The organism is Streptomyces sp. CLV115, assembly GCF_038448545.1.
Lineage (GTDB): Bacteria > Actinomycetota > Actinomycetes > Streptomycetales > Streptomycetaceae > Streptomyces > Streptomyces sanglieri.
On the sequence record NZ_JBCEWQ010000019.1, the window covers coordinates 1 to 18,788 of the forward strand.

Here is an 18,788-nt window from a genome sequence, read left to right on the forward strand (position 1 = left end):
CGCCCACCCTCGACGGCCCCCTCCGCTCCGAGGCCGCCAGACCCGACCTGCACCGGTTGCACCACTGGGCGGCGTTCACGCACCAGGGCAATCCCACGGCGAGCGGCGGGTAGCACCTGGGCCGGGGCAGGAGCCCGGCGAGGCACCGGGCCGCCCCGACGGAGTCGACGGCCTCCCCGAAGCCGGGGGCGGTCGTGCTCGCGTTCGGGCCCGGGACGTACGATCGCCGGGCGAGCGGGCCTGGGAGGGCACAGTGGGACATTTCGAAGGCTTCGACGTCGCCGGGTTCTGGGACGACTCGGCATACGCGCTGGGGGAGTACGTGGAGGAGGTCCCTCCCACGCCGGAGCTGATCGCGTCGGTGGAGGAGGAGATCGGCGGATACCGGCTGCCCGGCTCGTACATCGCTCTGATGACCACGCACAACGGCGGCATTCCGCACCGGGACCACTTCCCCATGACCGAGCCGACCTCCTGGGCCGACGACCACATCGCGATCACCGGGATCAGGGGCGTGGGGCGGACACGGCCGCAGTCGCTCGGCGGTGAGTACGGCAGCCGGTTCTGGACCGACATGTGGGAGTACCCCGACATCGGTGTCTACTTCGCCGACACACCCTCGGCCGGCCACGACATGCTCGCCCTCGACTACCGCGCCTGCGGCAGGCACGGTGAACCGACCGTGGTCCACGTCGACCAGGAGGGCGACTTCGCGATCACCCCGGTGGCGGAGAACTTCGAGGCCTTCATCACGGGCCTGGTCGACGCGTCCGTCTACGACACCTCGGAGCAGGACCGGCTCGACGCCCTGGCCACCGTCCGCGACGGCCGCTTCTCCCCGGTGCTGTCCCGTGCCTTCCGCGAGGTCGCCGACGTCCTGCCCGACGCGGACCGGCGCCTGCGGAGGCTCGCGGAGGCCATCGTGGACGACAAGGGGTTCTTCGCCCTCCACGCCGATGAGCGCTCCACGCTGATGTACGACTGCCTGTTCTGGCTGTTCACCAGCTTCAACCGGGTCGACTCCCTCGACCGGTACATGAAGGCGGCTGCGGGGCACGAGCGTTCCTACGCGCTGCCGGACTACGAGCTCATGATCGTCTTCGGTCTCGTGGCCGATCCCTACGACTTCAGCACCGGCGGATACGCCCCCGGCTTCGTCGAGGACTGGTGGAACTCCCGTGTCGCCTCGGGACGGATCGCCGAGACCGCCGACGGGTACCGGATGACGGGCGCCGCCGTCACCGCCCTGCTCGACGGACTGGCCGCAGCGACTGACGACCGGTAGCCGGGCCGCGCCCCTGTCCACCGGATCCACCTGCTCCCGCAGGCGCATGCGCTCGGGAACGGGCGGGGCTCGGCCACCACATCGGCCTGGTGCATGGACCGTGCCCGCACCGAATCGTCGGAAGTGAGCCACGCCCGCCCGACCGGGACCGGTCCGTACCTGCGTCCGTGGCCCAGGCCTTGGCTCAGTCCGTTCCGTCCGCGGTCTCAGGTCCGTCGTCACACGGGGAGACGGGCCACCGGCGCGCACCCTCGTCGTGCCAGAGCGGCCGGTGGTCGACACGCAGGCCGAGGATCTCCGGTCGCGCGTAGTGGCCGCGTGAGTCGACCCAGACCTTGACGGCGTCGAGGTCGGCGAGGTCGATCACGGCGGTGACGAGCCGCTCCTCCGGGCCGGTGTGCGGCCCAGCCAGATACTGGGTGAACGGATGGATCACCGCTGACCAGCCGCCGCCCGCGGTGATGTGCTCCTGTGGGCCGAGGGTGGACGCCATCCAGCGCAGACACGTCTGGTCGACCGGGTTGCCCGCAGAGACGACGAACGCCTGGGCGGTGAGCGCGTGGGTCTTCATCATCGCGTCGATCTGTACGTTGGCGACGGCCTCGAAGCCGGCCATGGTGGACAGCCCGGGCCAGGCCGCCGCGTGGATCTCCTGCCCCTGGGCGATCAGGGCCTGCCGGGCCAGGTTCATGGTGTGCTCCCAGCAGGCCAGTCCGCCGATCCGGCCGAGTGAGCTGTCGAACACGCGGAGCGTGGCGCCGCCGCCCTGGGCCCACACGATCCGTTCCGCGTAGGTGGGCTGGAGCTTGCGGTGTACACCGAGCAGAGCCCCGTCGGGGTCGATGAAGACCTGGCTGTTGAAGCAGGTGCGGGTGCCTTTGAGGCGTTCACTGACGCCGAGGACCGCCCCGGCGCCGGCCCGTCGGCAGGCCGACTGGATCCGGGCGATCTGAGGTCCCGGCACCTCGACGGACGCCCCGGCGTAGGCGGCGTTGGCGCCCTGCTGGTCCAGCGGGGCGTACGCCTCGATCCAGTACGGGTAGCCGGGCACGAAGGTCTCCGGGAACACCAGCAGGTCGACGCCTTCCCGGCCGGCCTGTTCGATGAGGGCGACGGCCTTGTCGACCGTCGCCTCGGTGTCCATGAACACCGGTGCGGCGTGGACCGCCGCGACTGTTCGTTTCCCGACGGCGGGAGAGGACATGGGATTCTCCTTGAGAGCGGCGGACCGACGGCCCGATGGTGCGGGATCGCCGGTGACCGGCGGATGAACAGCGGCGCCCGAGCCCGGTCCGGACGCCCCGGCCCCACCGTGCTGTTCAAAGGCGCGCCGGCCGCGCGCACCCGGCCGGAACGGGGCCGGTCGCGCGCAGTGTGCCACGGTTCGCTGCCGCGGGTACGGGACTTCGCCGCAATTCCCGTCCGGCGCAGTACGCGCCCGGTGGTCCGGATAGTGCCCTGGCACTCATCGGTGCTCGCGGGGGAGAGGGGCAAGCCCCGGGCGATGACGGATCCGCCGTGGCGCAGACGCATCTGTCCGCCGTCATGCGGTCGAGGCGTCCGACAGCGAACCCGGTCGTCCGGGCCTTCTTGTCAGCGAGCCAGGTCGCTCTTCGGCCCGATGCCTTTGATCCTGGCCGGAGTTCCGTCCGGGGTGAACGAGTGGTGGAAGGTGAAGGCGTGCGGCGCGGAGCCGTGGTCGTGGAGGTGTTCCAGCCTGGAAACCCCGTCCTGCCAGGTGGGGATCACGCCGTCGGAGACCCACCAGAACACATGGCCCGGGTGTCCAGTCCTCTCGAACCAGTCGTAACGCCTGTTCAGCGCCTCACGGTGCAGACCGGTGTAGATGGCGTCGAAGGCGGGGCGCAGGTCGGTCCAGAGTGAGAGGGTCGTGGCCAGGGCGGTGGTCTCCGCCGTGTGGCCCTTGCCGTACCAGGTCGGTACGGTGAACTTTCCCCATGCGCCCCAGTCCAATTCGAAGTGTGTGCCCCGGTCGCCGTCTGCCGCTTCGGCACGAGCGAGGTACCCGGGGTGCCGGCTGATCGTCTGGTAGATGGGTTCGGCGCGGTCGTGGAACTCGCGCGTGAGAGGTGCGGGATCGGCGAGCGGCGACTTCAGGACGCCGAATGTGTACAGCGCAAGTTGGGGCATGTGTCTCTCTCTGGTTGGAGGTGTCCGGCGTGCACCCGGTTCGGTGGCCCGGGCATGGAGGCGGGCATGGGCGGAGCGTTGCCGACTCACCCGTCGCGGGTGGCTCAGCCTGAGGGAACTCCCGTGCGACCGTGGGCGATCGCTGAAGACGAGATGAAGGTAGCTTCCTCTGCGGGCGATGTCGAAGTTGCGTTTTCCCTGCCCAAGTGGCTTCCCGCACCGGCCGTCGCGGGGCACGGGCGGTGACGGGCGGATCAGGCTGCGGGGTACCGGTGATCGGCTTCGGCGATCGGTTCGCCCGGCGTGACCGGTTCGCCCGGACACATCGTCACAGCCGCGCCGACGCCCGCCGTGGCGGACGTGGTCGGCGGCGTCGCCGACGCTGAACTACGGGAAGAACAAGTGCCGACCGTCGCGGATCTGCCGGGCACCGTGGCATTGCTGACCGATCCGTGGCCTGCCGCCTACGGCTCGGCGGAATTCCTCCGAGTGCGGGTCCGACAACCAGGATTCCGGCTTCTCACATAGCGTTGGGACAGGCTGGCACCACCCGCTTGCGCAACAGCTCGAAGCCGGCGCGGCCGGACCCATCCACGGTCGAAGACTGTGCTCGGTCACAGCCGGGTGGCGAGCCACATGGTCACGGCCGCGGTGGCGGTGAGCCCGATGCTGAGTGCGATGCGACGGTCCTCGCCGGTCAGATGCATGGCGATCGCGCCGGTCTGCAGGAGGACGAAGCCGGCGGCCGCGGCCGGCGCCAACGAGGGCGCGATGCCGGTCAGCGGTGGCAGGACCAGGCCGGTCGCGCCGAGTATCTCGACCGTGGGCCAGCGGTTCGCGGGGCCCGTCGGTTGCGCCGATTGCCGGGGAAGCCCTTGGAGGAAGCCCGATCCATCGGCCGAGGGGCCGGACGGGAAGGCGGCAGTGCCACGGCCTCGCCGGTCGCTCGGAAGAAGGACGGCCGGGCCGTACCGTCCCGCCGGCTTCAGGTGAGGCCGGTGGCGGGCTCGGTCGCGTAGCGGCTCATCGCATCGATGTCGGCCTGTCGCGTCGGCTGCCGGCCCTCGGCGAACACCGCCTGGAGATCGCGGAAGTACTGCACGTACAGGTCGGGGGTGAATGTGCTGAGCATGACGGCGGGCCGGTCGGTCGGGTTGGCGAAGGTGTGCGGGGTGCCTGGCGGAACCATCACGAGCGTGCCCGCGGTGGCGTCGTGGTCCTCGTTCCCGACGGTGAACCGCACGGTGCCGGAGAGGACGTAGAAGCCCTCGTCGTGTTGTGCGTGGCGGTGCTGCGGCGGTCCCTGGGTGTGCGGGGCGAGGACGGACTCGGCGATCGCCAGGCGGTGCCCGGTGTGGCTGCCGTCCTCCAGGACGCGCATGCGGGTGGTTCCCAGAACGATCGTCTCACCGTCGCCCGGACCCACCACCGACACGGCGGGGCAGGCCTGCGGCTCGCTGGTCTTCGCTTTTTCGGTCATGTCCACCAGTGCACCGCCGCAACCCCTCCGGTGTCCAAGACCCATCGCGCAGCACCGATACCTCGTGGGTATCGTTGCAGCGTGGAGCTACGGACCTTGCGCTATTTCGTGGCGGTCGCCGAGGAACTCCACTTCGGCCGGGCCGCCACCCGACTGCACATGAGTCAGCCGCCGCTGAGCCGGGCGATCAAGCGGTTGGAGGCCGACATCGGGGCACTGCTCCTCGCCCGCTCGCCCAGCGGAGTCACGCTCACGCCGGTGGGCACGGTGCTGCTCGACGAGGCGCGAGCGCTGCTCGATCATGCCGACCGCGTCCGCGTACGCGTCAGTGAGGCGGCCGGTGCCACGACCATCACCGTCGGCATCCTGGGCGACGGCACCGATCCTGGAATGTCCGGGCTGGCCGCCGCCTACCGCCGGATTCACCCCGGCATCGACATCCGCATCCGCGACACGGATCTGACCGATCCGACGTGCGGGCTGCGCGCCGGACTGGTCGACGTCGCCCTCACCCGGGCGCCGTTCGACGAGACCGCCCTGACGGTGCGTGCGCTGCGGACCGATCCGGTAGGAGCGGTCCTGCGCAGCGACGATCCGCTGGCCCGCCATGACCGGCTGCGACTGGCCGAGCTGAGCGACCGACGCTGGTTCCAGTTCCCGCAGGGCACCGACCCCGTCTGGCAGTCGTACTGGAACGGCGGCAGGCTGCGAGAGGGGCCAATGGTGCGTACCGTTCAAGAATGCCGGCAGGCCGTGTTGTGGAACGGCACGGTCGGACTGGCCCCGCTCGGACACGATCTGCCCGCTGAGCTGGCAGCGGTGCCACTGATCGACTTGGCGCCGAGCCGAGTGGTGGCGGCGTGGAACGAAGGCGACCCCAACCCATTGGTGCGATCCTTCGTCGAGATCGCGACAGCCACGTACCGCCGCTGAGCTCCGGCAGCCGGTGCTGCCGCATCCCGTGGGGCGGGCGCGAGCTGCGATGAGCGTCCGCAGGGTGCCGGAACCTCCGCGCGCCGCGCGGCGTCGACCCCTGCCCCGAGGGCGCTCGTCCGCGGCCGGGCTGCCGAAGAGGAGGAGACCGTGTCCGCCGGACGCAGGGGACGCCGGCTTGCCGCACACGAGAAAATCGACCAAGTGGCTGGTCGAAGGCCGACGTTGAAGGTGGCGTCGCCGCCTGTACAAGACCAAGGGCCACCCCGGAATCTGTGAGGACCGGCGCGGACCAGGTGCGCGATCACACTCGTATCCCACCCGCGCGGCTCACTCGATTGGCGGAGTGCGCAGCTCGGTGCCTATTGGACAGGCGGCGCCGAGCGGGGGCTGCGATCCCGCCTGCCGGCCTGTCGCGCGCGGTGCCGTGCGGATGCCGGGCCCTGCCCCTGTCGGGGATGCTGGAGGCGTACGGAGCGAGCCGGTGTCCAGGGGCGGCGGGAAGAGGGAGCGTGGTTGATGTGGCCCGGAATCTCCGGTTGATCCTGAGCTCGCCGTCCACAGTCTGGGGGCTGTTGTCCGACGGCCCTCGCTACCGGGAGTGGGTCTCAGGAACACAGCAGATCACCGCCGCCGACCCGCACTGGCCCGAAGTGGGCGCCCGCCTCCAAGTCCGGGTCGGTGTCGGCCCGTTGGCTCTCGACGACACGTGTGTCGTACGCATCTGTGAGCCGGAACGCCGTCTGGAACTGGAAGCGAAGGCGGACCCCTTCGGTGCGGCCCGCATCGCCATGAACCTGATCCCCTGGGGCGAAAACACTCTCTGCGTTCTCGACTGGCATCCGCTGCGGGGCCCGGGCGTCCGGATGCACGGGCTGCCCGTGGACTACATCGTCTCGATTCGCAACGGCATGATGCTGACGAAGCTGGCCCGGATCGCGGTGCGCGAGCAGCGCATCGGCTCCGGTGGCGCTCCACAGGGCCTCCGGAGGGGATGAGAGGAGTACATCGCAGCGGACGCGGGGACGGCTGCCCGACGAAGGGGCCGTGCCCGAGCACCGGAAGCACCTCGTCATGACCGGCTTCACCGGCCGTGTGGAGCGGGCGCCGGCGGCCGGCGGCCCCCATCTGGACCTCTCGGACTGCGCGTACGGTGCGGTCGGCGTGAGGCTGGAGACCGAGTCCCGAGGTGGCGGACCACGGGCCCGTGCGGTCTTCCTCCGCCATCGAGCAGAGGAGAAGCCATGGCTGACCAGCGCGAGGAGGAAGTCCGCATCGTGGTGGGGGTGGACGGATCGGACTCGTCGAAGCAGGCCCTTCGCTGGGCCGTGCGTCAGGCGGAGTTCACCGGTGGTGTGGTGGAGGCGGTGACCGCCTGGGACTTTCCGCAGTTCCACGGCGCGCTCGGCTGGTTGCCCCCGACCAGCGGTGACGAGGCAGCTCTGGAGGACCGGGCACGCAGTGATCTCGCGAACGCTGTCGAGGAGACCGTCGGATCGCAGCCGCCGGTCGAGGTGCGTACGGACGCGCGCTACGGCACCCCTGCCAGCGTGCTGCTCGACGCGGCCCGCGGCGCGTCCCTGCTGGTGGTCGGGAGCCGCGGTCTCGGGGGCTTCGCAGGTCTGCTGCTGGGATCGGTGGCCCAGCACTGTACGCAGCACGCTGCCTGTCCGGTGGTCGTGATCCGTGACGGTGGCAGCGGAGCCCGCGGCGAGTGACACGGCCGGACGAGGCTCCGCTCCGCGTCGAGCCGCCCTCCGCTTCCGGCGGAGCAACTTCCGCCTCTCACCGGAAAGCACCACTGCCGCAGTGGTCGGATCGCGATCCGGCACTATCCCTGGGAATGTGAGACCGGGAGCGGCACGGCCGGGCGCCGCATGCCCGGCGGGGAATCGATCCTTGTCCCCCATGGCCGCCGTTCGGCGTGACCGTGCCGCATTCCAGGAGTCACGGAGCAGATGAAGACTTTTGTGATGAAGGAGATCGGGCGCGTGGGCTTCATGGAGAGGCCCGTTCCGCAGAGCGCGGGGCACGAGGGAAACGCAGGGTGTCTCACCGGCTCAACGCGAGCAGTTCATCGATCACCGGCTCCTCACCACCGCTACCGAGGTGGGCGATGGCCGCGAACGGGGCGATCACCCGGCTCCAGGCATGAAGCCGGTCGCCGTCGAGCCCGCACGCCGCTGCCACGCGCGCACAGCGGGTCTCCACGCCCTCCAGCCCGGCGCCGGCCACAACGTAGTCCACGGCGTCGAAGCACGGATCACCCACACATGCCTTCGGATCGATGGCCATCAGGCCCCGCCCCGCGCCACCGTCCAGCACGTTGCCCAGGTGCAGGTCACCGTGGAGCAACACGGTCTTCGCTTCCGTGTCCAGCAACCGCTCACACCGCTGTTCGGCCCTGTCCCACGCAGTGACATCGATACGTGCACTGATCGCAGGCTCCGACAGCCGCCCACCGACACGAGCGAAGGCCTCCTCGCACCGTTCACGCAGTACACGAGGCGGCCGCGGCGGCGGAGCGACCCCGTGCAACGCGGCGAGCAGATCCGACCACTGCCCGCCAAGCGCATCCGCAGGCATGTCCTCCGCCGGCGTTCCGGGCACGACCTCTTCCAGCACCATTGCCCCCGCGTCCCCGTCGACGGCCAGCACCGCGGGCACCCGGCCCGAGGCAGCGAACCACCCCAGCATTCCGACCTGCTCCACCAGCAGGGCCCGATCCGGACTGAGCTTCAGCACCGCGGGCGTGCCGTCGGCCCATGTGCACCGCAACGCGACCGACGAAGCACCGTCCGGGAGGGGTTCACCGAGGGAAAGGCCCCAACGGGATGTCAATCGCGCGATCAGGTTGGGTGTGTCAGCGCACCATTCGGCAACCTGAGGACCGAATCTACGAACCAGTCGCGTAGTTGCGCTGTCCACATCCACCGGTAGTCGCTTCATGCGGGCCAGTCTGCCCGTTCCCGGTCCCGGCCACTGAGGATTTCGGTTCGGGGGCGACGGGCCCACCCCCGGTCGTACGGGCCCGCGCGTCCACCCACGCCCGCCGACACCTCGGCCGGACCGGTCAGGACACTCCGAGGCCGGGGCAGTGTCGTGGCGGACGAAGAGTGGGGGCAGGCGGCGGCGCACACGTCGATGACTGTCTCAGCCTGTTCTTCGACCCTTCCGGTCTCGACGGTCGCTGAAGCAGACCTCGCGTTCGGGTGCGCCCGGACTCCAGCGCAACCATGACGACGGGCTGAGGCCCCTGAACAGGCTCATGTGCTCGGCAGTGACACCACGGGTCCGTGGGATTCGACGGTCAGCGCGTCCGCGCCGAACCGCATCCGGTGCCAACCGCCCCGGTCCACGACCGGGGGCGGGGACGCATGGCCGTGAAGGGCCAGCACCTGGGCCACAAGCACAGGGATGACGTCACCGTGTGAGCAGGCCACCACGTGCCCACCGGGGTGGGTGTTGCCCATCGCGATCAGCGCCGCGAGGGCCGCCCCGGCCGTCCAGGCCCCACCCAGCTCCCGCTGGAACGGGGAGAAGAACCCTTCGGTCCATTCCAGCGGCCGGCAGGTGCCATTGGGGGTGGCGAGGCCCGGAGCGGTCACGATGCTCAGGCCGCAGGACCGGGCCAGCGGCTCGACCGTCTGCACACACCGTTTCGCGGGGCTGGAACAGATCGCATCGATACTGTCCCGCATGACTGCGGTCAGGGATCCGGCCTGGCTCACGCCCTGTGGGCTCAGCGGGCGCGCCGACTCCTCGCCCGTCCAACCCTCGCGCGGGACCGACTGGGTGTGAGGTACCAGGTCCACAGTCAGACCGTCCAGTGCCGGAATCATTCGAGGATCGTAGCCGCGGCGGCCGCCGCCGGCCACGGGATTCGCCCGGGGCCGTCCGAAGCGTCGATGGCCGGCGGTGGTCACAGAGCGATGCCGCCACCGAACGGGCGTCGCCCGGACCGCAGACGACGTGCCTGGCGGCCAGGGGCGCCGAGTGGTCGATGCCCCGAGCAGCGCGCCTTCGCACACACGGACGCCCGGCGCCGGATCGGTTCGACAATCAGGCGTTGTGCGCCCGGGCGCGCGAACGGCGGGTGGCGCGTGCGGATTCCGCTGCCACAGCCGAAGCCCGCGCCATCGGATCGGACCGAAACGGGCGCCAACCGGACGGTCGGCCCGGAGCCGGTCGTGCCGCCGTACCAGGCCGTGCGCCGTCCCCCGAGGGACGGAGCGGGCCCGGATCCGGTCCTTCGCGAGCCGGTGGAACTCAGGGACATCCTCCAGATCGACACGATATGCTGATGCAGATTGTGCAAGCCATTTGCAAAATGAGGAGGGTCATGGCTACGCGGGCGACCGATGCCGGGACGAATCAGAGCGTCGAACGAGCGGTCTCGGTACTGCGCGCACTCGACGCCGGCCGCGCCGAACTACGCGTCTCCGACGTCGCCGAACTCACCGGGCTGGGGTCTTCCACCACCTCTCGGCTCCTGTCCACCCTCGAACGGCTCGACATGGTCGAACGCGACCCGGTCAGCAACCTCTACCGCCTCAGCCTCGGGATTCTCCCGCTCGCCGCCACCGCAACCAACCGACACCCCGTCCACCGCGCGGCCCGCATGGTCCTCCAGGACCTCGCGACCCGCACCGGGCTGGGGGCCAACGTCGCCGTCCGCCGGGAATCCGAGCTGATGTTCCTGTGCAATTTCGAGGGACACCGCGCCCCGAAGTCCTATACGCAGGCCGGGCACACGGCTCCGTTGCACGCCACCAGCATCGGCAAATGTCTTCTCACCGGCCTCACGCCCAAAGAGCGCCGCAAGCTGCTTCCCGAACCGCTCGCGGCACACACCGACTACACGACCACCAGTCACGACCTCCTCGACGCCGAGATCGACACGGTCCGCCGCACCGGCTACGCGATCGAGGCCGAGGAACGCGCCCTGGGCCGTGCTTCCCTGGCCGCGCCCGTCCGCGACGCCTCGGGTGACGTGGTCGCCGCCATCTCCCTGTGGGGCCCGGCCTCCCTCCTCGGCAACCACACCGAGACCAACGGGCAGCGGCTCGCCCTCACCCGTGAGGTCATCGAAGCCGCCGACGCCATCAGCCAGGCACTCGGCGTCCTCTGAATCACACGGCGAAGGGGCCCGGTGAAGGTCTTTCGGCCTTCACCGGGCCCCTTCGCCGTGCCGCTTACGCGCCGTACGCCTTGAACGCGATCACGTGTGCGTGCCGTGCGCCGTGCGTCGCGTCCACCACGAGTCGCAGCGCGTCGGTGCGCAGGGGCCCGCCGTCCGCACCGTTCAGCGGGTGCACGCGGTGGCGGCGGCGGTTGCCCTCCACCGTCAGCAGCGTGCTCCAGGTGCCGTCGGGTTCGCGGCTCTGGACGCGGTAGTCGCGGACCAGTTCCGGCATGACCTCGAACGGGGTGCGGTGGCGGTGCAGGTTGTTGAGGTATTCGTCGACGTCGTCGTCGAACACCACGCGGACCTCGGTGAGCTGCTGCTCCTCGTCCCAGTCCAGGCTCAGCCACTGCTCGGCCCGGTCCGGGTCGGGCAGCAGCTCGGACGACCACATCTGCGGGCCTCCGTAAGCGCGCTGGAATCCGCCGACGGCCCGCTCGGGCAGGAACGCACCGGTGTCCGGGGCGGCGCGGAAGCCGAAGGTTCGGCGGCGCAGGCCGCGGGCCTGCCATTCCAGGACCAGCTGGCCGTCCTCCTCCGGAATGTCGTGGTCGACGGCCGCGTCTCCCTCGGCCCTGCTGCGCAGTGCGAGGACGCCGTCGGTGCGCTCGGGGACGAGGACCAGCGCGGCACCCGGGCAGGCGCGCACGATCAGCACGACGTTCTCCGGGGCGTCCGGGCGGTGGCCCAGACGGGCCGTGACCCAGTGGGGGCCGTCGGCCGGCACGGTGACCGTGGTGGTGAGCAGATGGTCGACCGGGACCGCGTTCTCCGGGCGGCCGGTGCTCCACAGCTCCACGGTGAGTTCACTCGCCCGCTCGCCCGGGGCGCCGTGGACGAGCAGGTCGACCGTGTCCAGTGCCGGGTCCACGGGCAGCAGCAGCGCGAGGTCCCGGGTGAGCGGGTACGGCTCACCGGGTGCGTTCCGCGTGGGCTCGGCGGCCAGGCGGCTCAGGTGCGAGGAGGCGCTGACGCGGGCCGTGCGTGCCAGGTTCTCGGGGTCGTCGTCGCGCAGGCCGATGACCGAGGCGTCCTGTCGCAGCAGGGTGCGGCGTACCAGTTCCGGGTGTTTTGCGGCGAGTTCGCGCGGGGTGAGGCCCTCGGCGACACAGAGCGCGGCGGCCGTGCCCGCGGCCTCGCCGAGCGTGGCGCAGGTGGCCATGACACGGGTGGCGCCGAAGGCGATGTGGGTGGCGGAGATGTTGCGCCCGGCGAACAGGAGGTTCGTGACGTTCACCGAGTACAGGGAGCGCAGCGGGATGTGGAAGATGCCGTCCGCGTAGCGCTGGCGGGCACCGGGCTCGTCGGCGTACATGCCCTGCACCGGGTGGAGGTCCACGGACCAGCCGCCGAAGGCGACGCGGTCGGCGAACTGTCGCTGTTCGAGGATGTCCTGCTGGGTCAGCATGTGGTCGCCGAGGAAGCGGCGGTACTCGCGCTTGCCGGGGAGGCTGCCGACCCATTCCAGGGTCAGGTTCTCGGCGTCCGGGAACTCGCCGGAGTTCTTGATGTGGTCCCAGATGCCCATGATCACGGACTGGAGCTCGTCACGGATGCGTTCGTTGTCGTGGACGGTGTCGAGCTCGCCGCCCCACTCGATCCACCAGTAGTCGCAGCCGTTGTCACCGGTGCGCAGGACGCGGTTGCGCAGGATGGGCGTGGTGGTGAGGTCGCGGGCGCTGGCGGGCGGCACGAACTTCACCGGCCGGCCCGTGTCCTTGGTGTGGAACAGGATCGTCGACCCGAGCAGCGCCTCGTCCTCCGCCTCGGGTGCCCAGGGCTCGCCGAACTCCGCACGGGCCTCGCGGCCGATGCGGTATCGGGCGCCGGCGAGGTGGCCGAGCAGGCCGTCGCCGGTGCAGTCGAGGAACTGACGCGCGTGGAAGGTGATGCGCCGCTCGGAGCCCATCATCCACCCGGTGCAGGAGCGCACCTCGCGTGCGTCGTCCGGGCCGCTCGCCTCGACCTCGCGTACGTCGGTGTTGAGGTACAGATCGATGTTCGGCTCGGCCCGGACGGCGTCGAGGACCACCTGGTCCCAGTAGTACGGGTTGCCTTCGGGGTTGCGGAACTGGTTCTCGGTGTACAGCTCGCCCATGATGCCGGTCTCCCGGGCCCAGCGGTGCACGCCGTGGGCGGTGGCGCCGCAGACCCAGACCCGGACCTCGCTGCTGGCATTGCCGCCCAGGACGGGGCGGTTGTTGACCAGCGCGACACGCCGGCCGAGCCGTGCCGCGGCGATGGCCGCACAGGTCCCCGCCAGGCCGCCGCCGATGACGGCAATGTCGTAATGGACCTCTTCTTCCCGCACGGGGCGGCCTCCTTGATGTGAAGCTCGGACTCTCTCCGCCACAGCGGAGCGGTCTTGAACGTACATCACATCCATATTGTGCAACCACTGTTCAGCCAGTGGGATGTGTTGTAAGTTTCCAGCGCAGCCGACGACACCGTCGCCGCGGGCCGACGGTCCAGCTCATGACAAGTGCGGCGACTTCGCCGGTCCCGCACAGAACCGGCGATCCACTCACCTACAGGGTTGACGCCGTCGCACGATATGGAGAACGATCCCGCATGCTGCAACTTGCGTTCAATGGAGCATGCAATGGCATTCACACAGGGCCTCGGGCGAAACAGGGGACGGGGCGACTCGCCACTCGCGCCCGGCCGCCTCGCATCCGGCTGCCGGTGCACGGCCTTCCGTGCCACGCCCTGCAACACCGCTCCCGCCCCGTTTGAGAGGACACACCCATGAGTACGGCCGCACCTCCCCAGAAGGCCGCTCCACGCCGTGAGCGGGCCGGCGGGCGGCTCTCCAACGGCGCGTTCGCACTGCTGCTGACCGCCCCGGGGATCGCGCTGTTCGCGACGATCATCGTCTACCCGCTGGTCTCGGCGCTGTTCACCGGCTTCTTCAAGCAGGATCTGCGGCTGCCGGGCCGGGAATTCGTCGGCCTGGAGAACTTCGCCTACTGGCTGGACGGCGACTTCCTCACCATCCTCAAGCAGACGCTGGTCTTCACCGTCGGCGCGACGGTCGTGCCCTTCGTGATCGGCTTCGCGCTCGCGCTCGCGCTGAACTCGGGGCTGAAGGGCAGTGGCTTCCTGCGCGGCCTGTTCCTCTTCCCATGGGTGATCCCCGGCGTGGTGATCTCCTTCCTGTGGATGTGGATCTTCAACGCGAACTACGGCGTGCTGAACGGCATCCTCATGAAGGCCGGGATCATCGAGGAGTCCATCTCCTGGCTCGGCCAGCCCGGCACCGCCATGCTCGCCGTCATCATCACCAAGACCTGGGCGAGCTTCCCCTGGATGATGGTGATGCTGCTGGCCGGTCTGCAGACCGTTCCCAAGGAACTGCACGAGGCGGCCTCCATGGACGGGGCGGGCTCGATCCGGCGCTTCTTCGCGGTCACCTGGCCGCAGGTCCGCGGGGTCGCCTCGATCGTGCTGCTCCTGGAGTTCATCTGGAACTTCCAGCACTTCGACACCATCTACGTGCTCACCGGCGGCGGCCCGGCCGGCTCCACCGAGACCTTCGCGACCGCCGTGTACCAGACCGCCTTCAAGGGCTTCGACATCGGCCGGGCGACCGCGCTGGGCGGACTGTGGATGCTGCTCCTGCTCATCCTCGTCGCCGTGTACCTCAGGATCACCGAGCGGAAGGGCGACGCCCGATGACCTCCACGACCTCCACCCCGCTGTCCGGCACCGAGCGGCTGAGGCCGCAGGCCACGTCCGCCGGGCGCACCTCGCGGCGCCGGATCCGCAAGGACCTGCTGCGCTCGCGGATCGCCGCCTGGACCGCCGTTCTGGTGATCGGCGCCTTCGGCATGCTGCCGATCTACTGGCTGCTGGCTACCGCCCTGAGCAGCCCCGAGCAGACCTTCCAGTTCCCTCCGAAGCTCATACCCACCGAGATCACCTTCAGCAACTTCACGGCCCTCGCCGAGAACGACCAGCTGATCAAGTACCTGGTCAACTCCCTCATCGTGGCCTCGATCACCGCCGTGCTGAGCGTGGTCGTCGCCACGTACATGGGCTACTCGTTCTCCAAGTTCCGCTACCGCGGACGTCGGTCGCTGATGCACCTGGTGCTGGCCTCCCAGATGTTCCCCCAGGCGGTCCTGCTGGTGACGCTGTACGCCGTCTTCTCCAGCTTCGGCCTGCTGAACACGTACACCGCTCTGGTGCTGTCCTTCACCACGTTCACGATGCCGCTGTGCGTCTGGATGCTGAAGGGCATCTTCGACACCATTCCGGACGCCCTGCTGGAGGCCGCTTCCATCGACGGCGCGTCCCGGTGGCGGACGCTGCACTCGATCGTCGCGCCGCTGGCCGCGCCCGGAATGATCGCCGCCGGCCTGTTCGCCTTCGTCCGGGGCTGGAACGACTTCATCTTCGCGGTGACGCTGGCCGACAAGGAGAAGCAGACCCTGCCGCCCGGCCTCGTCTCCACCTACATCGGTGAGTTCCAGACCGCCTGGCCCGAGCTGATGGCCGCCTCGCTCGTCGTCTCGATCCCCGTGGTCATCGCCTTCATGTTCCTCCAGCGCTACCTCGTCGGCGGCATGACCGCCGGTTCGGTCAAGAGCTGAGTCCGCGGGATCCTCCCGCACCCTCCCCCCACACCCTTCCCTTCCGTTCACTCCCCATGGAGAGACCATGACCACCTCTGGCATCAGCCGGCGCGGCGCGCTGCGCATGTTCGGCATCGGCGCGCTCAGTGTGGCCGGAGCCGGTGCGCTGGGCGCCTGCGCACCGTCCGGCGCCAGCACCTCCTCGAACGGAGGTGACACGAAGTCCAAGGACTTCGACTTCACCTCCTGGTCGCTCAACGAGGAGGCCGCCAAGCCTTCCATCGAGAAGATCATCAAGGCGTGGGAGAAGGCCGAGGGCTCCAAGATCCGCGCGGTCTCGTACCCGTACAACGAGTACCTGAGCCAGCTCACCCTGAAGCTCGGCGGTGGGGAGACGACCGGCGCGGTGCACCTCGACATCGCCTGGCTCGCCGCGATCGCGCAGATGGGCAAGCTCGCCGAACTCGACTCCGCGGCCATGAAGGGGGGATACACGAATGTGGCGCTGGAGAGCGGCATGTACGACGGCAAGCAGTACGGTCTGCCGTGGAACACCGGCTCGATCGGCGTGATCGCCAACTCCAAGCTCCTGGAGAAGGCGGGCATCAAGAAGCACCCCACCACCATCGAGGAGTTCGAGGGCGCGCTGCGGGAGCTGAAGGGGCTCGGCAACGGCATCGTGCCCTATGCCGCGGCCACGAAGGTCGCGCAGCTCAAGGACATCTTCCCGTGGATGCAGACCTTCGGCTGCACGCTCATGGACGGCGACGAGGTGACCATCGGCGACGACGCCTCCGTCGACGCGGTCACCTGGTACAAGAAGCTGCACGACGAGAAGCTGATCGCCTCGGACGTGGACCGGTTCGACGCACGCGCCCTGTTCGGGCAGGGCAAGGCCGCCTTCTACGACGACGCCATCATCGGCAAGGGCGTGACCTCGGCGCAGTCCAAGGACAAGACGCTGGCCGACGCGATGCAGCCGATGAAGCGTCCGGTGCTGAAGGCCGGCGACACGCCGCAGGCACTGCTGTGGGGCGGCGTGATCGCGATCGTCAAGGGCAAGGGGCAGGACGCGGCGACGCAGTTCGCGCTGCACACCACTTCCGACCGCGCCACCACCACCGAGTACTTCGCCTCCCGCGCCCTGCCGCCGTCCACCACCGCGGGCCTGTCCGACCCGAAGGTCGCCCAGGACACCTTCACCACCGAGTGGACCGAGAAGATCACCGACACGGCGACCGGCAGCCCGTTCTGGCAGTTCGCGCAGAACGCCCAGATCGAGGAGGCCGTGGCCAAGCAGGTCCAGGCGGTCCTGGTCGGCAAGTCGAAGCCGAAGGACGCGATGAAGAAGGCCAAGGAGGACGTCTCCGCCCTCATTCGGCGCTGACTCGGCGCGGCGCTCAGGGCCCGGTGAAGGTCGAAACGGCCATCACCGGGCCCTTCGTCATGCCGCACGCACCTTCCCTATGACGTATTCAATTTCCGCATTGTGCAACCTCTGTTCATGATCTGGGAACTGCTGTAAATTCCGGGCGCAGTGGAGGGGTACCGACCTGCCGGAACACTCCCGTTCGCCTCACCGTCACATGCCACACCCCCACGAAGGAGTTCACCTTGCGACGTCCCACGGCACGCGCGTACGCGGCCTCAGCCGCGTCCCTGGCCGCCCTGCTCGCGCTCGTCCCGGCCGCCGCCCGGGCCGACGACACGGACCGCACCGCAACCGCGGCCACCGCGGCAGCGGCGGCGACGGCGATCGAGAAGGTCCCGTACGCCATGGACTCGTCGAACCAGGCCGCCTGGTGGACGCCGGTCGCCACGTACAAGGGACGCGGTCAGTACACGTACTTCGCCTTCAACGAGCCGGGCTCGACGGCCGCCACGCACCGTCCGGCCATCGCGCGGCGCGACCCGGACGGGGTGTGGAGCCGGCTGCCGCTCCTCGACAAGAGCGGGCAGCAGGCCGAGTTCCCCGACGACAACGGTCACAACCAGTCGTCCGTCGCGCGCGACGGCAGCGGCCGTCTGCATGTGTTCGCCTCCATGCACACCGACACCTGGCGCTACTTCCGCACCGATGCCCCCGGCGGGGACGTCACGGATCACGCGTCCGAACTGCCCGACCAGGGCGTGGGCATCACCTACCCGGTCGTGACCACCGCGCCCAACGGCGACCTGTACCTGACCGTCCGCACCGGTTCCGGCGCCGACCAGCGCCCCGGCAAGCTGTATCGCTGGGACAACGCCGCCGCGCGCTGGAGCGTGGTCGCCACCTTCGCCGGCGCGCTGAACCGCGCCGTGTACCCCGACGACCTGACGGTGGACGCCGCCGGGCGCGTGCACATCCTGTACGAGTGGTCCAAGGCCCCGTCGAGCGCGTTCCGGCACCAGCTCTCCTACCTGCGCTACGACCCGTCGACCGGCGCCTTCACGGACAGCACGGGCGCGGCCGTCACCACCCCGGTGACACCCGCCACCTCCGACGTGATCCAGGACCTCACCGCGGACGAGGTGTGGAGCAGCGACAACACCTACACGGGCCCGGCGGTGCAGAGCGCCAAGCTCACCCTCGACGGCTCCACCCCGAAGGTCGCCTACCGCTACCGTTCGGCCGACAGCGGCGGCAACTTCCGTGTCTACTACGCGTACCCGAGCGGCAGCGACTGGGTCCGCAAGACCGTCTACGCCGGTGGCCAGACCGCCGCGGCGATCGGCATCACCTGGGACGGGACGGACACCAAGCGGATCTACTACGTCACCGGCTCCGGCACCGACCGCGTCTTCGCCGCGACGCAGGCGGCCGACGGGACCTGGACCGCGGAGTCCGCGGCACCGGGCGTGAGCGCGGACCGGCTCGCGGTCCGGCGGGACTCGGACGGCCATGACGTGCTGTACCTGCCGGACACGGCGCACAACTCCCTCTACTACGGAATTCGTTGAGACCCTGAACCGGGGGCGGGGCCAAGGGTGGGGCAGGGCGACGGGGTGCAGCCCGGCGGTTGGCTGTCCCGTCCTGCCCGTGACCACGCCCCGGGGACAGCGACGGTGGCCGCTGCCGCCGTCCCAGGTCGCCGTGGTCACGACTCCCGCAGTGACGACCGTTTGGAAACGCCGACCGCTGCCCCTGCCGGCGAAGGCCCCGCTCGCCACCGGCGAGCGGGGCCTTTTGCCCGCCGT

The 18,788-nt window shown here is 69.9% G+C and carries 16 protein-coding genes and 1 pseudogene; 10 read left to right on the forward strand and 7 right to left on the reverse strand.

Annotation, left to right across the window (positions count from 1 at the left end):
* The first annotated feature begins 253 nt into the window (after positions 1 to 253).
* Positions 254 to 1,285 (forward strand): SMI1/KNR4 family protein, encoded by a 1,032-nt coding sequence (locus AADR41_RS09985; RefSeq protein ID WP_342280966.1) that lies wholly within the window; start codon positions 254 to 256, stop codon positions 1,283 to 1,285.
* Between the two features lie 184 nt (positions 1,286 to 1,469).
* Here AADR41_RS09985 and AADR41_RS09990 read toward each other — a convergent pair whose 3' ends face one another.
* The gene (locus AADR41_RS09990; RefSeq protein ID WP_342280967.1) at positions 1,470 to 2,489 is read right to left on the reverse strand and encodes a carbon-nitrogen hydrolase family protein; all 1,020 of its coding nucleotides are present in this window, start codon (positions 2,487 to 2,489) and stop codon (positions 1,470 to 1,472) included.
* Positions 2,490 to 2,878: 389 nt separating this feature from the next.
* Positions 2,879 to 3,436: a DUF3291 domain-containing protein gene (locus tag AADR41_RS09995; protein WP_342280968.1), complete on the reverse strand. Its 558-nt coding sequence runs from the start codon at positions 3,434 to 3,436 to the stop codon at positions 2,879 to 2,881.
* 303 nt (positions 3,437 to 3,739) lie between these two features.
* On the opposite strand from AADR41_RS09995, the gene AADR41_RS42820 reads away from it, so the two are divergent.
* On the forward strand, positions 3,740 to 3,964 hold the full coding sequence (locus tag AADR41_RS42820) for a DUF6368 family protein (RefSeq protein ID WP_446751006.1): 225 nt from the start codon (positions 3,740 to 3,742) through the stop codon (positions 3,962 to 3,964).
* Positions 3,965 to 4,050: 86 nt separating this feature from the next.
* Here the strand turns inward: AADR41_RS42820 and AADR41_RS10000 are convergent.
* Positions 4,051 to 4,257, reverse strand: a pseudogene (locus AADR41_RS10000) (DoxX family protein); the annotation flags it as partial.
* A gap of 164 nt (positions 4,258 to 4,421) precedes the next feature.
* Entirely contained in the window at positions 4,422 to 4,916 is a 495-nt protein-coding gene (locus tag AADR41_RS10005) for a cupin domain-containing protein (protein WP_342280969.1), read from the reverse strand.
* Positions 4,917 to 4,997: 81 nt separating this feature from the next.
* Between AADR41_RS10005 and AADR41_RS10010 the strand changes: the two genes are divergently transcribed.
* The 3 genes from AADR41_RS10010 (at position 4,998) to AADR41_RS10020 (ending at position 7,567) form a co-directional block, all read left to right on the forward strand.
* Positions 4,998 to 5,849 carry a LysR family transcriptional regulator gene (locus AADR41_RS10010; protein WP_342280970.1) on the forward strand — a complete coding sequence of 284 codons (852 nt, stop codon included), beginning with the start codon at positions 4,998 to 5,000 and terminating at the stop codon, positions 5,847 to 5,849.
* A 521-nt stretch (positions 5,850 to 6,370) separates the two neighbouring features.
* Positions 6,371 to 6,847, forward strand: a complete 477-nt coding sequence (locus AADR41_RS10015; protein WP_342280971.1) for an SRPBCC family protein — start codon at positions 6,371 to 6,373, stop codon at positions 6,845 to 6,847.
* 246 nt (positions 6,848 to 7,093) lie between these two features.
* The gene (locus tag AADR41_RS10020) at positions 7,094 to 7,567 is read left to right on the forward strand and encodes a universal stress protein (RefSeq protein ID WP_342280972.1); all 474 of its coding nucleotides are present in this window, start codon (positions 7,094 to 7,096) and stop codon (positions 7,565 to 7,567) included.
* Between the two features lie 334 nt (positions 7,568 to 7,901).
* On the opposite strand, the gene AADR41_RS10025 is transcribed toward AADR41_RS10020, so the two are convergent.
* Both AADR41_RS10025 and AADR41_RS10030 read right to left on the reverse strand, forming a co-directional pair.
* Positions 7,902 to 8,798: an aminoglycoside phosphotransferase family protein gene (locus AADR41_RS10025; RefSeq protein ID WP_342280973.1), complete on the reverse strand. Its 897-nt coding sequence runs from the start codon at positions 8,796 to 8,798 to the stop codon at positions 7,902 to 7,904.
* A gap of 317 nt (positions 8,799 to 9,115) precedes the next feature.
* On the reverse strand, positions 9,116 to 9,691 hold the full coding sequence (locus tag AADR41_RS10030; protein ID WP_342280974.1) for a histidine phosphatase family protein: 576 nt from the start codon (positions 9,689 to 9,691) through the stop codon (positions 9,116 to 9,118).
* Positions 9,692 to 10,191: 500 nt separating this feature from the next.
* On the opposite strand from AADR41_RS10030, the gene AADR41_RS10035 reads away from it, so the two are divergent.
* The gene (locus AADR41_RS10035; protein WP_342280975.1) at positions 10,192 to 10,980 is read left to right on the forward strand and encodes an IclR family transcriptional regulator; all 789 of its coding nucleotides are present in this window, start codon (positions 10,192 to 10,194) and stop codon (positions 10,978 to 10,980) included.
* A 64-nt stretch (positions 10,981 to 11,044) separates the two neighbouring features.
* Here AADR41_RS10035 and AADR41_RS10040 read toward each other — a convergent pair whose 3' ends face one another.
* Positions 11,045 to 13,345 carry an FAD-dependent oxidoreductase gene (locus AADR41_RS10040; RefSeq protein WP_342280976.1) on the reverse strand — a complete coding sequence of 767 codons (2,301 nt, stop codon included), beginning with the start codon at positions 13,343 to 13,345 and terminating at the stop codon, positions 11,045 to 11,047.
* 437 nt (positions 13,346 to 13,782) lie between these two features.
* Between AADR41_RS10040 and AADR41_RS10045 the strand changes: the two genes are divergently transcribed.
* The 4 genes from AADR41_RS10045 to AADR41_RS10060 all read left to right on the forward strand — a co-directional run bounded on the left by AADR41_RS10045 (position 13,783) and on the right by AADR41_RS10060 (position 18,551).
* A complete protein-coding gene (locus AADR41_RS10045) occupies positions 13,783 to 14,712 on the forward strand; it encodes a carbohydrate ABC transporter permease (protein ID WP_342280977.1) in 930 nt (309 codons plus the stop codon).
* Positions 14,709 to 15,629 carry a carbohydrate ABC transporter permease gene (locus tag AADR41_RS10050; protein ID WP_342280978.1) on the forward strand — a complete coding sequence of 307 codons (921 nt, stop codon included), beginning with the start codon at positions 14,709 to 14,711 and terminating at the stop codon, positions 15,627 to 15,629. Before AADR41_RS10045 ends, AADR41_RS10050 begins: the two co-directional genes overlap by 4 nt.
* Positions 15,630 to 15,696: 67 nt before the next feature.
* Positions 15,697 to 16,998, forward strand: coding sequence for an extracellular solute-binding protein (locus tag AADR41_RS10055; RefSeq protein ID WP_342280979.1), 1,302 nt, complete (start codon positions 15,697 to 15,699; stop codon positions 16,996 to 16,998).
* Between the two features lie 227 nt (positions 16,999 to 17,225).
* Complete coding sequence (locus AADR41_RS10060; RefSeq protein ID WP_342280980.1) at positions 17,226 to 18,551, forward strand: BNR-4 repeat-containing protein; 1,326 nt, start codon at positions 17,226 to 17,228, stop codon at positions 18,549 to 18,551.
* Positions 18,552 to 18,788 lie beyond the last annotated feature (237 nt).